8 protein-coding genes and 1 pseudogene are annotated in these 16,006 nt (G+C 63.4%); all 9 read right to left on the minus strand.

Annotated features, from left to right (window positions below; all coding sequences use genetic code 11):
- Positions 1-58: 58 nt before the first annotated feature.
- Positions 59-1,180 (minus strand): HAD-IIIC family phosphatase, encoded by a 1,122-nt coding sequence (locus tag VJ464_24195; GenBank protein HKQ08249.1) that lies wholly within the window; start codon positions 1,178-1,180, stop codon positions 59-61.
- Between the two features lie 185 nt (positions 1,181-1,365).
- A complete protein-coding gene (locus VJ464_24200) occupies positions 1,366-4,884 on the minus strand; it encodes a condensation domain-containing protein (GenBank protein HKQ08250.1) in 3,519 nt (1,172 codons plus the stop codon).
- A gap of 37 nt (positions 4,885-4,921) precedes the next feature.
- Positions 4,922-6,919, minus strand: coding sequence for a carbamoyltransferase C-terminal domain-containing protein (locus VJ464_24205; protein HKQ08251.1), 1,998 nt, complete (start codon positions 6,917-6,919; stop codon positions 4,922-4,924).
- Between the two features lie 265 nt (positions 6,920-7,184).
- Positions 7,185-7,652, minus strand: a complete 468-nt coding sequence (locus VJ464_24210; protein ID HKQ08252.1) for a helix-turn-helix domain-containing protein — start codon at positions 7,650-7,652, stop codon at positions 7,185-7,187.
- An 11-nt stretch (positions 7,653-7,663) separates the two neighbouring features.
- Positions 7,664-10,147: a carbamoyltransferase C-terminal domain-containing protein gene (locus VJ464_24215; GenBank protein HKQ08253.1), complete on the minus strand. Its 2,484-nt coding sequence runs from the start codon at positions 10,145-10,147 to the stop codon at positions 7,664-7,666.
- Between the two features lie 70 nt (positions 10,148-10,217).
- Positions 10,218-12,644 carry a penicillin acylase family protein gene (locus tag VJ464_24220; GenBank protein HKQ08254.1) on the minus strand — a complete coding sequence of 809 codons (2,427 nt, stop codon included), beginning with the start codon at positions 12,642-12,644 and terminating at the stop codon, positions 10,218-10,220.
- Positions 12,645-12,746: 102 nt separating this feature from the next.
- Positions 12,747-13,349, minus strand: coding sequence for an ankyrin repeat domain-containing protein (locus tag VJ464_24225; protein ID HKQ08255.1), 603 nt, complete (start codon positions 13,347-13,349; stop codon positions 12,747-12,749).
- Positions 13,350-13,863: 514 nt separating this feature from the next.
- Positions 13,864-14,088, minus strand: a pseudogene (locus VJ464_24230) (MbtH family NRPS accessory protein).
- Positions 14,089-14,193: 105 nt separating this feature from the next.
- Positions 14,194-15,822, minus strand: coding sequence for a cyclic peptide export ABC transporter (locus VJ464_24235; protein ID HKQ08256.1), 1,629 nt, complete (start codon positions 15,820-15,822; stop codon positions 14,194-14,196).
- Positions 15,823-16,006 lie beyond the last annotated feature (184 nt).

Raw genomic sequence — 16,006 nt, forward strand, 5'->3', positions numbered from 1 at the left:
TAGGGCTCTTGACCCGACTGCCCGCCGGTGGGGCGGCAGGGGTCTGTGGCCTCGCCCATCAGTCGGCGACGTGAACCTTGACCCATTCGGGATGGCGTTGAACTCTGAGCCAGTCCGAGGTCGTGTATTTCACCCAGTCCGCGCCGACCGGCTGGCTCAGGTCGTGTTTGAAGATGATGAAATCGCCGGAGCGTTTGACTTGCCGGAAGCCGGCGAGCTTGAAGGTCAACAGCATCATGCGGTTCCTCTGGTTGGCGAGAAATTCGGCCTGTAAGCGGACGCCCGCCGCACGGGCGAGCTGAAGCAAGTGGTTCATCATGATGGTTCCGACGCCAAACGACATCACGCGGCAGGACATCAGGAAGAGCTTGATCGTCCAGAGGTCGTGCCCCTTCTCGACCAGCGTCAGGCCGATCTTCCCATAGTCTCCGAAGTGATCTTTGAGGCTCGCGACCAGGAAGAGGTGGTCGGCGGATTGGCGCAGGGCGTTCAACTCATCGGGCGAGTAAACATAGCCGGTGGTGTTGAGCTGGTGCGTCCGCAGGGTCAATTCTTCGGCGCGCTGCAAATCCTCCGCCTGGAGGGTGCCGATAGTGAACTCCAGGCCGAGGGTAGCGAGAAACTCTTCGCTCGGCCCGACGAACTGTTCCTCGGCCAGCTTGCGCCGCGCCGCGGCGCGGTACATCTCGCGGCGGCGGGCGGCGTCTTCGGTGACCAGGCGCGGCGAGAACTCCGGCCTCTGCGTCAGGGTCGCCAACTCGCTGGCCGCCAGCGTCATCACTTCGGGGAGGGCGTGTTTCACCTCTTCGCGCTCGTAGGCTTCGTCGTCAATGAAAGCCACCGCATCGAGACCGATGTTAATGGAGCCGGCGATTGAGCGGATGCTGGACGACTTCGCGTTCCAGTTCACCTGGGGGTAGAGGAAGTACTCATCCAGCCCCGCCTCTTTCAGCTTTGCCATGGCCTGCTCATGGTCGTTCTTGCTGGCAATTGAGTGCAGAATGCCGCGCTGGTCCAGGGCCTTGAGCGTCTGGTGTACGCCGTCCCGCACCTGCACGCCGTCGCCCTCAAGCAGGGTGCCCTGCCAGATCGTATTATCAAGATCCCAGACCAGAAGCTTGATCAGCCGTGCGGTTGTTTCCTGTCCGTCTTTCGAGGTGGAAGGCAGAGCTATTGACACAGGAACTCCTTCGGATGGGTGTAGTGCTCGCGGGAGGGTTGAGCGCCCGTCTTGCCCGGCGGCTCTTCGGTCCTGGGCTAACAAGATTGGGCGAAGTGGCACAGGCTACAAAGGCATTTCTGCGCTGACGCCGATGGTTCTCCATGCCACTCCGGTCTTTTATCCCAATCTTGCGTCCTCTCAATTTAACTTGAGACGACACGACGCCGGACTTGCTTCAACTGCTGATGAAGCGCGCTTTCGTATTTCGCCGCCACGCGGCTCTGGTAATGCCTGCCGGCCATTCGCAGGTGCTCATCGAGCGCCCGCAAGCTGAGGCCCGGCTGCCTCGTCGCCCTTTCAAGGACCGCTCGAAAGGACTCGCATAGATCGGCTATAGTGCCGGCTTCAAACAGGTCGCCGTTATACTCGAAGTTGCCGCTGATGCCCGCCGCGCCATCTACGAAGTGGACGGCCAGATCGACTTTGGCGGCCTGCGAAACCGTCTCGAGCGGAGTCAGCGTGGCGGCGGGCAGTTTCACGGTCGGCAAAGCGCCGGCGTGCAGACCGAACCAGACGCGGTACAAGGGAGAATGGTTGACCGTGCGTTCCGGCGCAATGGCCGCCACCAGCCGCTCGAATGGCAGGTCCTGGTGAGCGTATGCCTGTAGGGCCACGTCGCGGACGCGCCCGAGGAGTTGGCGGAAGGTCGGGTTGCCGGACAGATCGACCCGCAAGACCAACGTGTTGACGAAGAAACCGATGAGCCGCTCGAACTCGGCGCGGTTGCGCCCTGCGATGGGCGACCCGACCGTGATGTCGCTCTGCGCCGTGTAGTGGTGGAGCACCACAGAGAACCCCGCCAGCAGGGCCATAAACAGTGTGCTTCCCTCTTTCCGGGCGAGCCTTCTGATTTCGTCTGAGAGTTCTTTCGTGAGAGTCAGTTTTTCAAACGCCGCGGGGCTTACACTCCGCCGCGGGCGCGGCCTGTCGGCGGGCAGTTCAAGCTCGGCAGCCGGCCTGGCAAACTGCTGCTGCCAGTACGCAAGCTGGCTTCGCAGAAGGTCGCCTCGCAATTGCCGGCGCTGCCACAGGGCGAAATCCGCGTACTGAACCGGCAGCGGCGCTAGCGGCGAGGCGTTGCCCGCCAGATAGGCCCGGTAAAGGGCAGCCAACTCGTCCAGCAAAACTCCGAGCGACCACGCATCACTGATAATGTGGTGCAGCGTCAGCAGCAACAGGCTCTCGTCGGCTGACGAGCGCAGCAGGCGCACGCGTAGCAGTGGCCCCTGCTTGAGGTCGAAAGGGCGTCGAGCTTCTGCCGCCGCCAGCTCGTCAGCCTTGCCGGCTGCCACGCTTCCCATATCAACCAGCGGCAGCCCGATTTGCGCCGCCGGCTGTATGACCTGCGCGAGCTGGCCCTGGCGTTCTCTAAAAACGGTTCGCAAGGCGCTGTGGCGGAAGGCAATCTCTCTGACCGCCTGCTCCAGCGCAAAGCGATTCAGAGAGCCGACCAGGCGAAACGCAACCGCGATATTGTAGGCCGGATTGCCCGGCGTCAACTGGTCCAGGAACCACAACCGCTGCTGACCGAACGAGGGCGGAAAGTCCGCCTCCTCGTTGGCCGGAGCGGCCGGCTCTGAAGGCGGCTCATCAACCGGCCTCGTCAGCTCGGCGGCTGCCAGCAGGGCGAGCCTGGAGATACTTTCCTCCTGCAAAAAGGCCGACATGGGCAAGAAAATCTTCAACCCCGTCTCGATCTCATTTTGCAGTTCCATCGCCTTCAGCGAATCCACTCCGAGCCGCATCAGCGGTTGCTGCAAAGGCAACTGGCCGGGCGCCAGTCCCAGCAGCCGTGCCACTACACTTTGCAGGTGGCGCTCCAGCCGCAGCCGCCGTTGAGGTTCCGAATCAAGGGCCAGCAACTCTTCACGGGAGACCGTCGGCTGATCTGATTCGACAGGCAGGTCGCCCGGCTCTGTGACCAGGCTCGATTCAATCGCGTTTAGTGCGCCGGCCAAGAACGCTTCGCGGCAGGCCGAGCGCTGCACTTTGCCGCTCGAAGTCTTGGGCACGCTGCCCGGTTTGCTTAAAACGACCGCGTGCGCCTGGACCTCATGCGCTTCGGTCACTGCCCCGCGGATGGCCTCGGCGACCTCGTGCAAGTCCGCTTCCTGATACTGCCGCTCGATCTCTTGAACGATGACCAGTCGCTCTTCGCCGCCGACCTCCACGGAGAAAGCGGCGCCGCCGCCGGGCCGCGCCGCCGGATGACAACGCTCGACGGTGAATTCAATGTCCTGCGGATAATGATTGCGACCGCGAATGATGATCAGGTCTTTCGAGCGCCCGGTCACGTACAACTCGCCATCCTCGATGACGCCCAGATCGCCGGTGCGCAGGAAAGGGCCTGCGCCGCTGTCGGCCAGATAAGCCTTGAAGGTGCGACGCGATTCGTCAGGCAGGTTCCAGTAGCCGGCGGCGACGCTCGCCCCCGCGACCCAGACCTCGCCGACGTGGCCGGTCGGACATTCCGTCAGAGACAGTGGATCGACGATCCTGATTCGCCCGCCCGCGCCGCTCTCCCCGCAACTCACCAGATGGCGCGCGTCGGCGTCTTCAGCCGCCGCCGGCTCCAGGCGGTTTCGTTTGAGGGCTTCGCCACGGACCGATTTAATCGTCGGCCCGCCCCCGCTCTGACTGCCTGAAACGAACAGGGTGGCCTCGGCCAACCCGTAGCAGGGGTGAAAGGCCGTGGGGCGGAATCCGCAGGGCGAAAAGGCGGCGGCGAACTGGTCGAGCGTCTGTTTGCGTATCGGCTCGGCCCCGCAGTAGGCCGTCTCCCAGGTGCTCAAGTCAATGGCTTCGCGTTGCTCGGCGCTGACCTTACGCGAGCACAGGGCGTAGGCGAAATCCGGCCCGCCGCTGGTCGTCGCCCGGTAGCGCGATATGGTTTCGAGCCACGCCGAGGGGTTTTGCAGAAAGGTCGTCGGCGACAACAGGATGCAGCGCGCGCCGGCGTATAGCGTTTGCAGCACGCTGCCGATCAGTCCCATGTCATGGAATAGCGGCAGCCAGCAGACGATGATTGACGCTTCAGTCTGTCGAAAGGCGTGCTTAATCAGGCGCTCGTTGTCGAGCAGGTTCTCATGCGTCACCATCACGCCTTTCGGCGTTGCCGTCGAGCCTGACGTATACTGGAGGAAGGCCAGTGTATGTCCGGCCACAGAAGGCCGCCGCCAGGTGTCCGCCCATTCGTCTTCAATGGCATCGACGGCGCAGATCGCCGCCTTCCGTCCTGCCCCCGCCTCGCGCAGCCACTGTATCTGCGGCAGCAGGCGGCTGGCGGTGAGAATGATCGCCGGCGACGCGTTTTCGATGATGGCTTCGATGCGGCCAAGGCGCCGGTTGGAGCGCGGCGGGTAGGCGGGAACGGCCACCGCCCTGGCATAGAGGCAGCCGAAGAAGGCCGCGATGTAATCAATGCCGGACGGAAAGAGCAGTAAGACGCGCTCATCGGCGGCCCTGCGGGATTGCAGCCATGCGCCGATGGCCCGCGCCCGCCGGTCCAGCTCGCTGTAGGTCATGCAGGCTGCCGGCGTCCTCGCATCGGCGAGGAAGGTGTAGCCCGCTCGCTCGGCCTGCGCCGCGGCCCTGTGGCGTAGCAGCTCGACGAGGTTGAGCGGCTCAAGGTCCGGCACCAACCGGCGGTCTGACGTGGACACCGTGTTCTTCATCTGCGTAGAAGGAGGGCCGGGCTGTTTATCGGCGCGCCGGCGGGCTCAGCTTGACGACCCGTTTGGTCCACAAGCGGATGATCTCGTCAACCTGCGCCTTTTTGCCGTCGCCGCTGCCGTGGCGGTCGAGTAGCCTGCCCAGGCTGGCCTTGCCATCGGCGCTCGACAGCACGGAGAAGACTTCGGGGCTGACTTCAATCTGAAAGCGTTGATCGTAGGTGTTGCTGATCTTGCAAGCCGTGCGCGTCTGGTTACTGGAGACATAGCCTTTGACCTGCTGCATGCGGGTGTACAACGGCATGGAAGGGATCATATCCAGGTAGGCTAGATAGTCATGCTCTCGTCTGCGCACCAGATAATTCCCCACGACCAGGTAATGCAGGCTCGTCGTCAGAAAGCAGACCACGGCGTCCTGGGCGGAATCGACAATCGGCTCGACGTTGTTATTGAAGGACGTGTTGAGGAGCACGGGGACGCCGGTGAGTTTGCCGAACTCGTTGATCAAGTTCCAGAACGGCTCGTTAGTCGCTTTGGAGACCGTGTGGACTCTGGCGCTGCCATCAACATGGGTGACGGCCCCGAGCAGCGCCTGTTTGTCTTTCCGCACACGCACCACAAAGACCATGAAGGGGAGGCGCGCCTGGCCGGCGGGCAAGTCAAAGTAATCGCCGGCGCACTCTTCCAGGACCGAGGGCGCAAAGGGCCTGAAGCCTTCACGCTTCTTGACCATCGCGTTGATAATGTCTTTGTTTTGAGCCGGCCTCGGGTCGGCCACGATGCTGCGGTTGCCGAGCGCACGCGGGCCAAATTCCGAACGGCCTTGAACCCACCCGATGATCGCGCCGTCGGCGAGCAGCGCCGCCGCGCGCGCGGCTATATGATCGACGCGCTCGTACTCGATCAATCGCCGCCAGGGCCATAACGTCGCGGCGATGAGCGCGTCGTCGCCGACGTCGGTTCCCAGGTAAACATGCTCCAGGCGGCGTGCCTTACCGGCCGGGTGGTTTTCGCGGTAGACCTGTAAGGCGGCGCCGATGGCCGTGCCCGCGTCGTGCGCCGCCGGCTGCACGAAGACATCCGAAAACAGGCCCGAATAAAGAATCTTCCCATTCAGCGAGCAGTTGTGCGCGACCCCGCCGGCCAGGCAGAGATTGCGCTGGCCGGTCTTTCTCCTGAAGTATCTCAGCAAGTGCAGGACGATCTCTTCCAGAGACTCCTGCAAAGCCGCCGCCACGTCCATGTGGAGCTGGGTGATCGCCTCGGCCTTCTTGCGCGGCGGCACCACGTCGTACAGGGCCTCCAAACGCTCCTTATGCAGGGCGTAGCCGCCGTTCGGCATCAGGCTGTAAAAGGTCTTGAACAGGTCACGAAACCTGCCGGGGTCGCCGTAAGGGGCCAGCCCCATCACCTTGTACTCCTCAAACTCTTCAAACCCCAGATACCGGATGACGTCATCATAAAACCAGCCGAGGGATTTCGACGTCGGGATGGTGTTGATGACCGACAGGTGCGGGCCTTCTGCCTGCAAGAGCATGCCGGCTATCCCATCGCCGTGGCCGTCAATCGTGAGGATCAGGCTCTGCTCGAACCCCGACAGCGCAAAGGCGCTGACGGCGTGGGCCATATGATGATGGACGAAGGTCATTTTATCGTCGGCGATTGTGAAACCCAGTTCCTCGTTGAATATGCGCCGGATTAACCCCCTGGCGTCGGTAAAGTCCGACTGGCGGTGGTGCAAGTGATGGCGCTTGAGGAAGCCATTCAGGAACCCTTCCGTGCCGAAGAAGGCGACCCGGTCCACGTCATTGAGGCTGACTTTCGCACTGTCGAGGCAGAAGCGTATGGCCGCCGCCGGGGCCTTATTCGTATGCTTGATTCGATTGAGCCGCTCCTCTTCGATGGCGGCAACGATTCTGCCGTCATCAACCAGGGCGGCGGCGGCATCGTGGAATGAACCTCGACTGACCGGGTAGTGATCTTCGTAGACGAGATTCATGCCGCCCGAAATTCCCAAGACTAGCATGTGGATTCCTCTCGCTTGCCCGCTATTCGCGCCGTCTGAATCAGGGTAGGCTTGCCGGGCGAGACTGGGGCACCGGCCCAACAGGCCGATGGCCTGCCGCCGAAACGGTCGCGGTCGGCACGGGTGGTCTGACTGTCAATGTCGGCCCGCCCGTGCCCTGCTCCCGTGAGTCAAACGGCGTGAGCCAGGGCCGGACACGTTACAGCCCCGTAGGGCGGCCCCGATGCGCCCCACAGTCTCGCGCGGGGCCGGTGGCGTGCCGCCTTTACGGGTAGTCGGTCAGTTCGGTGAACGGCAGGCCGCAAGGGTAGAAAAGGTTGAAAATGGGCTGATCGACGGCCTCGGCGAAGCGCAGCGTCAACGGCGCGTACTGCTCCAGCGGGCTAACGCCACTCTCGACGGCGGCGAGTTGCTCGACCGGCCAGCCCAGTTGCGTGGCCAGGGTCTCGCGGCTCAGGCCGCGACTCTCTCTGTGCGCGCGGATCAGCCGCCCGCATTGGCCGTCCTCTTGTGCGGCTTGCGCCGACTTGCCCGTTTCGCTGATCAAGCGCGAGGTCGGGGTCGCCAGCTTGATGGCGATCTCGGCCAGTTTCGGCGCCCAGTCTTCAATCGGCGACGACCCGCCTTCCACCTCCGTGTAGGCGGTCGCCGTCAGGCCGAGTCTTGCCGCCGCATCATCGACCGTCAGTCTCTTGCGCTCACGCTCTTTTTTAAATACATCGCCAAGCTTCATGTCTCTCCCTCCTAATCATCAGTGACGCCGGCCACAATGGTCATCAAAGGAGCTGCCGACGTATTCAGCCCGCCCTGATGCGGATAAATTCCCGCCCCGCCATCTCCGCCTTCCGGCGAGGCGCGATCTAGCTTTTCCAGCACGACGACTTCATTCGGCAGCGTGACGACGGCGGCGCTGACCGCTCCCGAGCTGCCGGTCTTGAACTCGACGGCGTACCCGGGAAGCCGCTTGAGATAGAACTCCGTCGCCGAGGTCCTGACCAGTGCGAAAGGCGGTTGACCGGGCGTCGAAACGGCCAGGCGGTCGCCTTCCAGACTGACCGTCATCAGCTTGTCAAGCGTCCTGTAGGTGCCGACGAAGGGCTCGCCAGAGGCCGCCAGGTTATCGCCCGCGACCGGCGCGCGAAAGAAGACCTGGCGGTTGCCGAGGCGATTGCCCTGAAACAGCGCCAGCACATTGACGCGCCCTCTGCGATCCGGCAGAAAGGCGAACTGGTAGCCCGACATGGTGCCGCCGGCCACCTCGAACAGGTCGCCGTGGCGGCGCTTGAGCGGCGAAGAGATCTTCGACCTGATAGCCGCCCCGCTCCCCAGGGTCGCCCGCAACCCATCCTTTTGCATTTCGACGACCACGCGGCCATGGCGTTCATGCTCAAAGGTGCCGACATAGCCGTGCAGTGATCGCTCGCGGACAGGCTCATCGCCTTCCGGCCCTCGTTTTTCGCCCGCTGCCGCTTGCAGGGTTTCACTGATCTGGCGCGTCAGGCGCTCAGGCCAGGCCACCTCCTGGCGCTCAAACAGGATCTCCCGCCGCTTCGTCACGGTCTGGTTTTCCAGCACGCAGAAGTCGATTCCCGTCGATAGCAGCGTGTTCAGCGCGTCTTGCGGGGTCTCGACAATCGGTTCGCCGGCAACATTGAAGGAGGTGTTCAGAATGATCGGCACCCCCGTCTTTTCGTAGAACCGTTTCGCCAACTGATACAGCGAGCCGTTGGCCTCGCGTGTGACGGTCTGTAAACGGCCAGTGCCATCGACATGCACGACCCCCGGAACCTGCGCCTGCTTGTCGTCATGGAATTTGCAGATGCGCAGCATGAAAGGGCTGTGCGGGCATGCGCCGTCCAGGTCAAACCACTCCCTGACGTTCTCCAGCAACACGACCGGAGCAAAGGGGCGAAACGATTCGCGGTGCTTGACCTGATGATTCAAGACGTCTTTGGCTTCGGGCCGGCGGGCATCGCAAAGTATGCTACGCTGCCCTAGCGACCGCGGGCCGAGTTCGGAGCGGCCTTCGAACCAGCCGACGATCTTCCCCTCGCACAAGCGGTCGATGGTCTCGGCAATGGGGTCTTCGCAATCCAGCGGCTCGACCGCCGGCGTCTCGGCGATGGCCGCGCGTATTTGCGCCTGCGTGTAGGGCCGACCGACCGCATCGTGGACCAGCCGCTTGCGCGTGTTGTTTTTCGTCAGGTGCCACAGGCCGTAGTAAGCCGCGCCGATGGCCGTGCCGCTGTCCTCGGCTGCCGGAATGATGTACACATTCTTGAATGGCGACTCGCGCACGATCCTCTCGTTGGCGACGCTGTTGAGCGCCACGCCGCCCGCGTAGCACAGGTTGTCGTTCGGGCAGAGTTCGTAGAGGCGCTCAGTGAGCCGCAGCACCGCCTCCTCCAGCGCCGCCTGCACCGACGCCGACAGGTTGGCGTAAGCTTCTTGCCGCAAGGGCCAGCGGTCATCATGGCGGAAGCGTTTCGTCACCTCGTCGTGGAAAAGGAAACGGCCATCCTCAATGTGGAAAAATTCTTCGGCGGCGATCTCCGGCTTGCCATAAGGGGCTAGTCCCATGACTTTGCCGGCCTCGTGGAGGTCTCCGAAGATCTGATGAGCGACCGCCGCGTACATGCCGCCGAGGCTGCCGAAGGTCCGCATCCCGCTCGGCTCTTTGCCGACCCAGGCGAAGTCTTCGACCAGATGTTTCTCAAGCGGCTTGATGGCGGTGCCGGCGGCGGCGTAGAGCGAGATGGTTTCCCAGCCATCTGCCACGGGCCAGCGGCAGGCCGCCTGCTCTTCCGCCGTGAAATCTTCAAAGGGTGAGCCAACGCCGTCGAGAACCAGGACCGCCGCCTCGGCAAAGCCAGAGGTGGCGAAGGCGCTGAAGGCGTGACCATAGTGATGCGGGATATAGATCACAGGCGTCTGGTGCGCGCGGGTCCGCAGGGCCGGGTTCAACGACAGGTCCTGCTCGGAGACCTTCGCGCGGTTGGTCACGCAACTGACGACGAGGCTGAGGTCGCCCGGCCCGATGCCGGCGTAGTCAAGGCAGTATTCAATGGCGAGCGAGGGGTAAGCCCCATAGATGGCGGCCCGCTTGATGCGATTGAGCCGCTCCTCCTGAACCGCCGCCACGATCTCGTCGCCCTTTAGCAGGCAGGCCGCGCCGTTGTGCGGCGACGCGCTGATGCCGAGAACCCACAAGTTGTTTTCGCTGGTCATTGCGCTCTCTCTCGTCGGAGGTCAGGGCGCGGGCTTTGCGCCCGCGCCGGATGTCGGACACGATTCCGCTCTACAGCTTTTCCTTGGGCGCCGCCAGAATCAGGGTTTCTTTCGTCGCTTCCGCCACCGCCGCCCGGCTGAAAGCAAAGGCAGGCGGCTTGACTGTCTGCCAGCTCTCAAGCTGGTCCTTCCAGTGCGGGCTGGCCGGGTCGCCCGACTCGCCGAGCGGGATGCCCTGTCGCGTGTCATCCCAGTTACTGAGGTCGGCGATCAAGCGCATGGAGACCAGCGCCCCGCGGTTGACTGTGTAGTTGCCGCCGTTCTGCGGCACCGGCTCGACGGCGAACTTAGAGCCGACCGAGGGCAGCCCGGCCAGCGGGTGCTGGAAGCGCACCTGCGCCAAGCGCCCCCAGGTCCATTGCGCGCGGTTGGTGCCGAGCCGCTTCGTGATCAACTCCTGGGCGTCCTTGTAGACGGCCAGGTAGAGCGCCTGGTAGGAGTCAAATTCCTTGGGCAGCCACTCGCGCGGTTGCGTCGTGATGACGCGATTCAAGAAGGTGCCCGAACCCGACCACGCGTATCGCTTCGCCAGCTCGTCGCCGAGCGTGCCGGCGAGGATGCGCCGCAGCAAGGCATCGCGCATGGCGGCTGAGAGCGCGCTCGAATCCGCTGACAGTGTCGCGTCGCTCCCCTTCAGCGCGCCCAGCAGGTCCTGCCATTCAGGTGAGCTCTCCTGGAGCGGCTGCCCGATCCTGGCCAGCTCGGCGACGAAGGCGGCGTCCGGATACGAGTAGGTATCGCCCTGAATGGCGCGGAAGTCTTCGACGCTCAGCTTCTCTTTGGCCGTCAGCAGCTCGTAGATACGGCGGGCACGGTAGGGGGCGGCCCAGTTGTCGGTGATGTAGTAGGGATAATCGCTGCCCACCAGACGATTGTTGGCGGTGACGATGATCCCTGATGGCGGGTCATAAACATGCGGCGTCGAGTCAAAGGGGATGTATCCGGTCCAATCGCCCGCGTCGGTCGCCCCATCGTAAGGAGTGGTGCCGTGACCTGTCTTCCGGATCGGGTAGCGACCCGCCGCCCAGTAACCGATGTGGTCGTTGACATCGGCGTAGATGAAATTCAGGGGGAAGCCCGTATAGCCGCTCAGCGCCGTCCGAAATTCGTTCCAGTTGCGCGCCCGGTTGATCTGGTAGTAGGCCTCAAACTCGTTCGCCGCCGGGTCGAGCGTCGGCCAAGCCACCGCATAGCGTGCGCCATCTTTTTCGAGCAGGACCGGCCCGTGCCGCGTCACCACGACCTCGACCGCGACCGGCTCGGCGGCCGGGTCGGTCGGGCTCTTTCTGACCTTTATCTCCTCAGAGCGCGTTTCGGCCTCGCGCCACCCCGTCGGGCTCTGATAGCGCCGCGGGTTGTCGGGGTCGAACTTTTCAAGGTAGACATCCTGGACGTCGGCCTCAACGTTGGTGATGCCCCAGGCGATGGCGTCATTGTGGCCGATGAAGACGCCTGGGTTGCCGGCGACGGTGACCCCGGCGACGTGTAGGCCGGGCGCGCTCAACTCGATCATATACCAGATGGATGGTGCCGAAGGTTGCAGGTGCGGGTCGTTAGCCAGAAGCGGCTTGCCGGTCACGCTGTGCCGTCCACTCACCACCCAGTTGTTGCTGGCCGCCAAGTCCTCCGCGTAAACCCCTACGCGCTGCAACGAGCGGTTCAGAGTTTCGGTGATCTCGGAAATCTCGCTGAGCATTTCCGCCGACGCGGCGCGGTCAGGGCGGGCGGGCGGGCGATCATTGACGGCTACACGCTTGTTGACCGCCTTATCGCTGCCGACCATGATGAGGTCGAGCGGCGAGGTGCTGGGCAACAGGTCGTTCACGCGTTCGGGCGGCAGGCCGGCGAAGGCGTCGCGCATCATATCCGTCTGCCAGGTGCTGCTCAGTGTCTCAGCAAACAGTTTACCGATCATCAGCGAGTCTGCCGGACGCCAGGGCCGCGGCTTGTATTGAAGCGTGCGGAACTCTAGCGGCAGGCTGTCCTTGTCCAGCGCAGCGATGTAGGCATTCACCCCGTTCGCGTAAGCTTCCAGCGAGGCGCGCACGGGCGGAGACAATCGCCCGACCAGTTGCTCGGCGAGCGCCGCGAAGCCAAAGGCCCGCCGCCGCTTGTCCTCTTCGAGCGCATTCTGTCCAAGAATTTCGGCCAGCTCCCCGGCTGCCGTGCGGCGCAGCAAATCCATCTGCCAGAGGCGGTCAGAAGCCACCACATAGCCTTGGGCAAAGTACAGGTCATCCTGATTCGCCGCCTCGACGTGTGGGACGCCGCGTTCGTCGCGCCTGACGGTCACGTCGGCGCGCAGCCCGGCCACCTCCAGGGTGCCGGATTTTGCCTGCGCCCTCATGGCGACCGAGCGCGCGCAGGCCCACTGCATGGACAGCGCTATGGCCGCTAAGCCAAGCGCCAGACAGAAGCATAGCTGATGTTTCTTCATGGGGTTCTCCGCTGAAACTGGAATTGAAGATTCGAGCGACCTCGGCCCGCCGTGCGCCGCCACGGCCAGAACAACCGGGCTTTGCGAGCCGGCGCGGTCAGCTCAGCCGTGGGCTTCGGCAGTGGCGATCAGGTCAATATCGTCCGGCACCCTGAATTGCAGGGTGCCGACACAAAACGCTTCCCAGTCCGGGGTGACCTGATTGAAGATGACGTTCTCGTTGTGCCACATCGACTCGGTAACCGTGAAATCCTGGTGAATGAAAACAACGCTTTCCTCGTCAAAGGCGGCTTCGCTGCCCTGGCCGTTAGGCTTCTGCTTCCAGTTGATCCGCCCTTCGCTCCAGGCCGGGTACTGCCTGAGATCTCCCAGGTGATAAGCCTTACAGTATTGGCGCGGCGGGCGGGCGGGCTTCTCCCCGGGGTAGCTGTCTTCAACCTCTCTGAGGAACTTGACCACCGACAGCCGACCGGCGGCCAGGGCGATCATGTAGGGCGTCCGGTGGTCACGCCCGGTTTTGAAGACGTCGGCGCCGCCATTGACCAGCCGCTTGACCAGCTCCAGGTCTCCCTTCCCCGCGGCGAAATTGAGCGGGGTCCATCCCTGCTCGTCCTGCTGGTTCAGGTCAGCTCCGGCCCCGATCAGCCTGTCCACTTCGGCGAGGTCGCCGGCCTTGACCGCCTCGATTAATCCCAAATCTTGCATACTCCCTCCTTAACAACAAATCCGTCTTCAGGCGACTGGTCTGTGTTCTTCTGCCGGCGATTGGCTCGGGCAGGCCGACGCCCGCGCCGGCCAGATTCCCGGCAATGGCAGGTCGCACGCGACGTGCGCCGCCGGCTCAATCTCCGGCACCGGCCTCCACCCTTGCGAGGTGTCCGGTGCCTGCCAGGGTGCTCAAGTCGATGTCGGCAATGCACCTGACCTTAACGTAATCGAGCGAAAGACCACCTTCGAGGTGGACGGGGCCGCTGCCTTGGTCGAAATCGGCCCGGCTGAAATCGCAAGCCTCACGGTCCAACCTGACGCCGAGTTCCGTGCCCCCCCTCGTGTCGGTGAACTTGATGTGAACGTAATTTCGGTCAATGGCCTCCTTAAACAGCTTCACCGTCCTTTCGGGGCGCAGGCCGGCTTCGACCGGGTGGTCGGCTTCGCAAAGGCGCTCGACCAGGCTCTTCTCCTCAGGCGCGGCGGGCGCGGGCGCGGCGGGCGGCGGCGGATTCTTAGCCATCTCCTCCATCTTTTTGCGCAGGCTGAGCGGCCTCATGTCGGTCCACACTTCTTTGATATAGGCCAGGCAGTCGGCTTTCGGCCCGACCTTTCCGGCGTCGCGCCACCCGAGGGGGTTCTCTTTGTACTCCGGCCATATCGAGTATTGTTCTTCATGATTCACGACGACCTTGTAGATGGTCGTGTCTTCTCTGTCGGCATCGTTCCAGCTCATCTTTTCAACCTCCGTAATTGAGATGTTCATCTGGTGGCTCCAGGCGATGGAGCCGTGATCAGTCGTTTGCGCGCCGTGCGGCTCGGCGCGCGGCGCGGCGGGCGGCTAGGCGGTCGGCGTAGCCATCTCCCTTTCCATTCGCCCCGACGGCTCCGGGCGTTTGTCGTACTCCAGTTGGCCGCTCTCCAGCTTAATGATGCGGTCGGCGAGATGGTAGAAGCGGTCATCGTGGCTGATGACGATGAGCGTTTTACCCGCCGCCTTAAGCTCGGGCAGGATTTCGCAATAGAAGAATCGCTTGAACACGGGGTCCTGGTCGGCGGCCCACTCGTCGAAGATGTAGAGTGAACGGTCTTCAAGGTAGGCCGTCAGCAGCGCCAACCGCTTTCGCTGCCCCGAAGACAGGTCGAGCGAAGAGAGCCGCCCGTCGGCGACCTCGACTTTGTGGTCCAGTTGCAGCCGGGTCAGGTAGTACTGTGCCCTTGCACTCTGGTTCTCCGAATCGATCCCCAGCAGGCGATCAAATAGAAAGTAATCGGAAAAGATGGCGGTAAAATTCTGGCGGTACTGGTCGCGGTTGTGGTTCGCCACCGGGGCCCCGTCCAGCCGAATCTCTCCCGACTCCGGGGCGTAAAGACCGGCGAGCAGCTTCGCCAGCGTCGTCTTGCCGCTGCCATTGCCGCCGATCAGGAAGATTAGCTCGCCGGGGCGGAAGGATAGGTCGAGCGGGCCGACGGTGAAGCTGTGTGCCCCTTGATCGGACTTGTACTGATGCGTGATGCCGATCAGGTCAAGCCGCCTCCAGGGCGGTGCCGGCCCGGACAGTGGCGCGGCTTCGGGTTCCGACGATTGGTTCCCCAGTGAGAGGCCGAGCGCCTCGATTTTTCGGAAGGCCACCTGCGCCCGCCCCAGGTTAGGCAGCGTGTTCAGGACCGCCGCCAGCGGTCCATTCATATAGAGAATCGTCAGCGCGTAGCCGGTCAGCACATGGCGGTCTACACTGAAGAAGATCGGCGAGACGAACAAGACCAGCCCGATGAAGATGAAGAACAGGACTTGCCCCAAATTGGCGGCGGCGAAACTGTAAGAGCTGCCGCTGACGCTGAGCCGGCGAATCGCCTCCATGTCGGGGTCGAGCTGCTGGGCGAAGAAGGCCCGGCGGCGCGCGCCATGGAGCTTCAATTCCTTGCTCCCATCCGTCAGCGCGCGCAGCGACTTGAACAGCGCGTCCCACTCCTCGCGCAAGGCCCGGAAATGAGTCAGCGCCTTTGCAAAGGGGACCTGATAGCTGAGAATGCCGACCGCCATGTAAATGATCACCGACAGCAGAAGCGGGCGCGAGAGCCAGCCCAGGTAGGCCAGGCAGCCGGCGATGATCGCCAGTTGGGCCAGCAGGACCGGCAGGCTGGAGATGGTCGTCGTCACCGCCGATATGTCGTCGGTGAGCGTGGCGAACAGGCGGTGCGTTCCGAGTTCTTCGAGCACCCGGAAGGGCGCTGAAAGCATCTGCCGGCACAATCGCCGTCTGATGTCGTAGGCCGCCCTGGCCGTCAGGCGGACCAGCAGGACCTGCGAGATGTAGGCGCTCGCAGGGATGAAGAGGCACAGCCCGACGAACATCGCCAGCAGCCGCATGCGCGAGCCCGGCGCGCCCAGCAGGATGGCGTTGATGACGCCGATCAGCGCCGTATTGCCAAGCCCGGCCAATACGCCGGAGGCGATGATCAGAACCACGGTCCGCCGCGACCCGTTAACCTGGCGAGACCAGTGGAACAGGACCGGGAAGACTCGGAATAGATCGCGGATGACTTTCATCAATTAAGCCCTTTACGGTCTGGCGCGGCGGCGCGCCGCCATGACTCAAGGAGGGTTGAAGCGCAGAAAAGGCGGGCCACCCAGGGCGCGCCGCTCCGCTAGA

This window comes from Blastocatellia bacterium (assembly GCA_035275065.1).
Lineage (GTDB): Bacteria > Acidobacteriota > Blastocatellia > UBA7656 > UBA7656 > DATENM01.

Coding starts and splice junctions, on each gene's coding strand:
- VJ464_24205 (HKQ08251.1), bottom strand. CDS start 6,919: ATGCTAGTCTTGGGAATTTCGGGCGGCATGAATCTCGTCTACGAAGAT.
- VJ464_24220 (HKQ08254.1), bottom strand. CDS start 12,644: ATGAAGAAACATCAGCTATGCTTCTGTCTGGCGCTTGGCTTAGCGGCC.
- VJ464_24210 (HKQ08252.1), bottom strand. CDS start 7,652: ATGAAGCTTGGCGATGTATTTAAAAAAGAGCGTGAGCGCAAGAGACTG.
- VJ464_24215 (HKQ08253.1), bottom strand. CDS start 10,147: ATGACCAGCGAAAACAACTTGTGGGTTCTCGGCATCAGCGCGTCGCCG.
- VJ464_24225 (HKQ08255.1), bottom strand. CDS start 13,349: ATGCAAGATTTGGGATTAATCGAGGCGGTCAAGGCCGGCGACCTCGCC.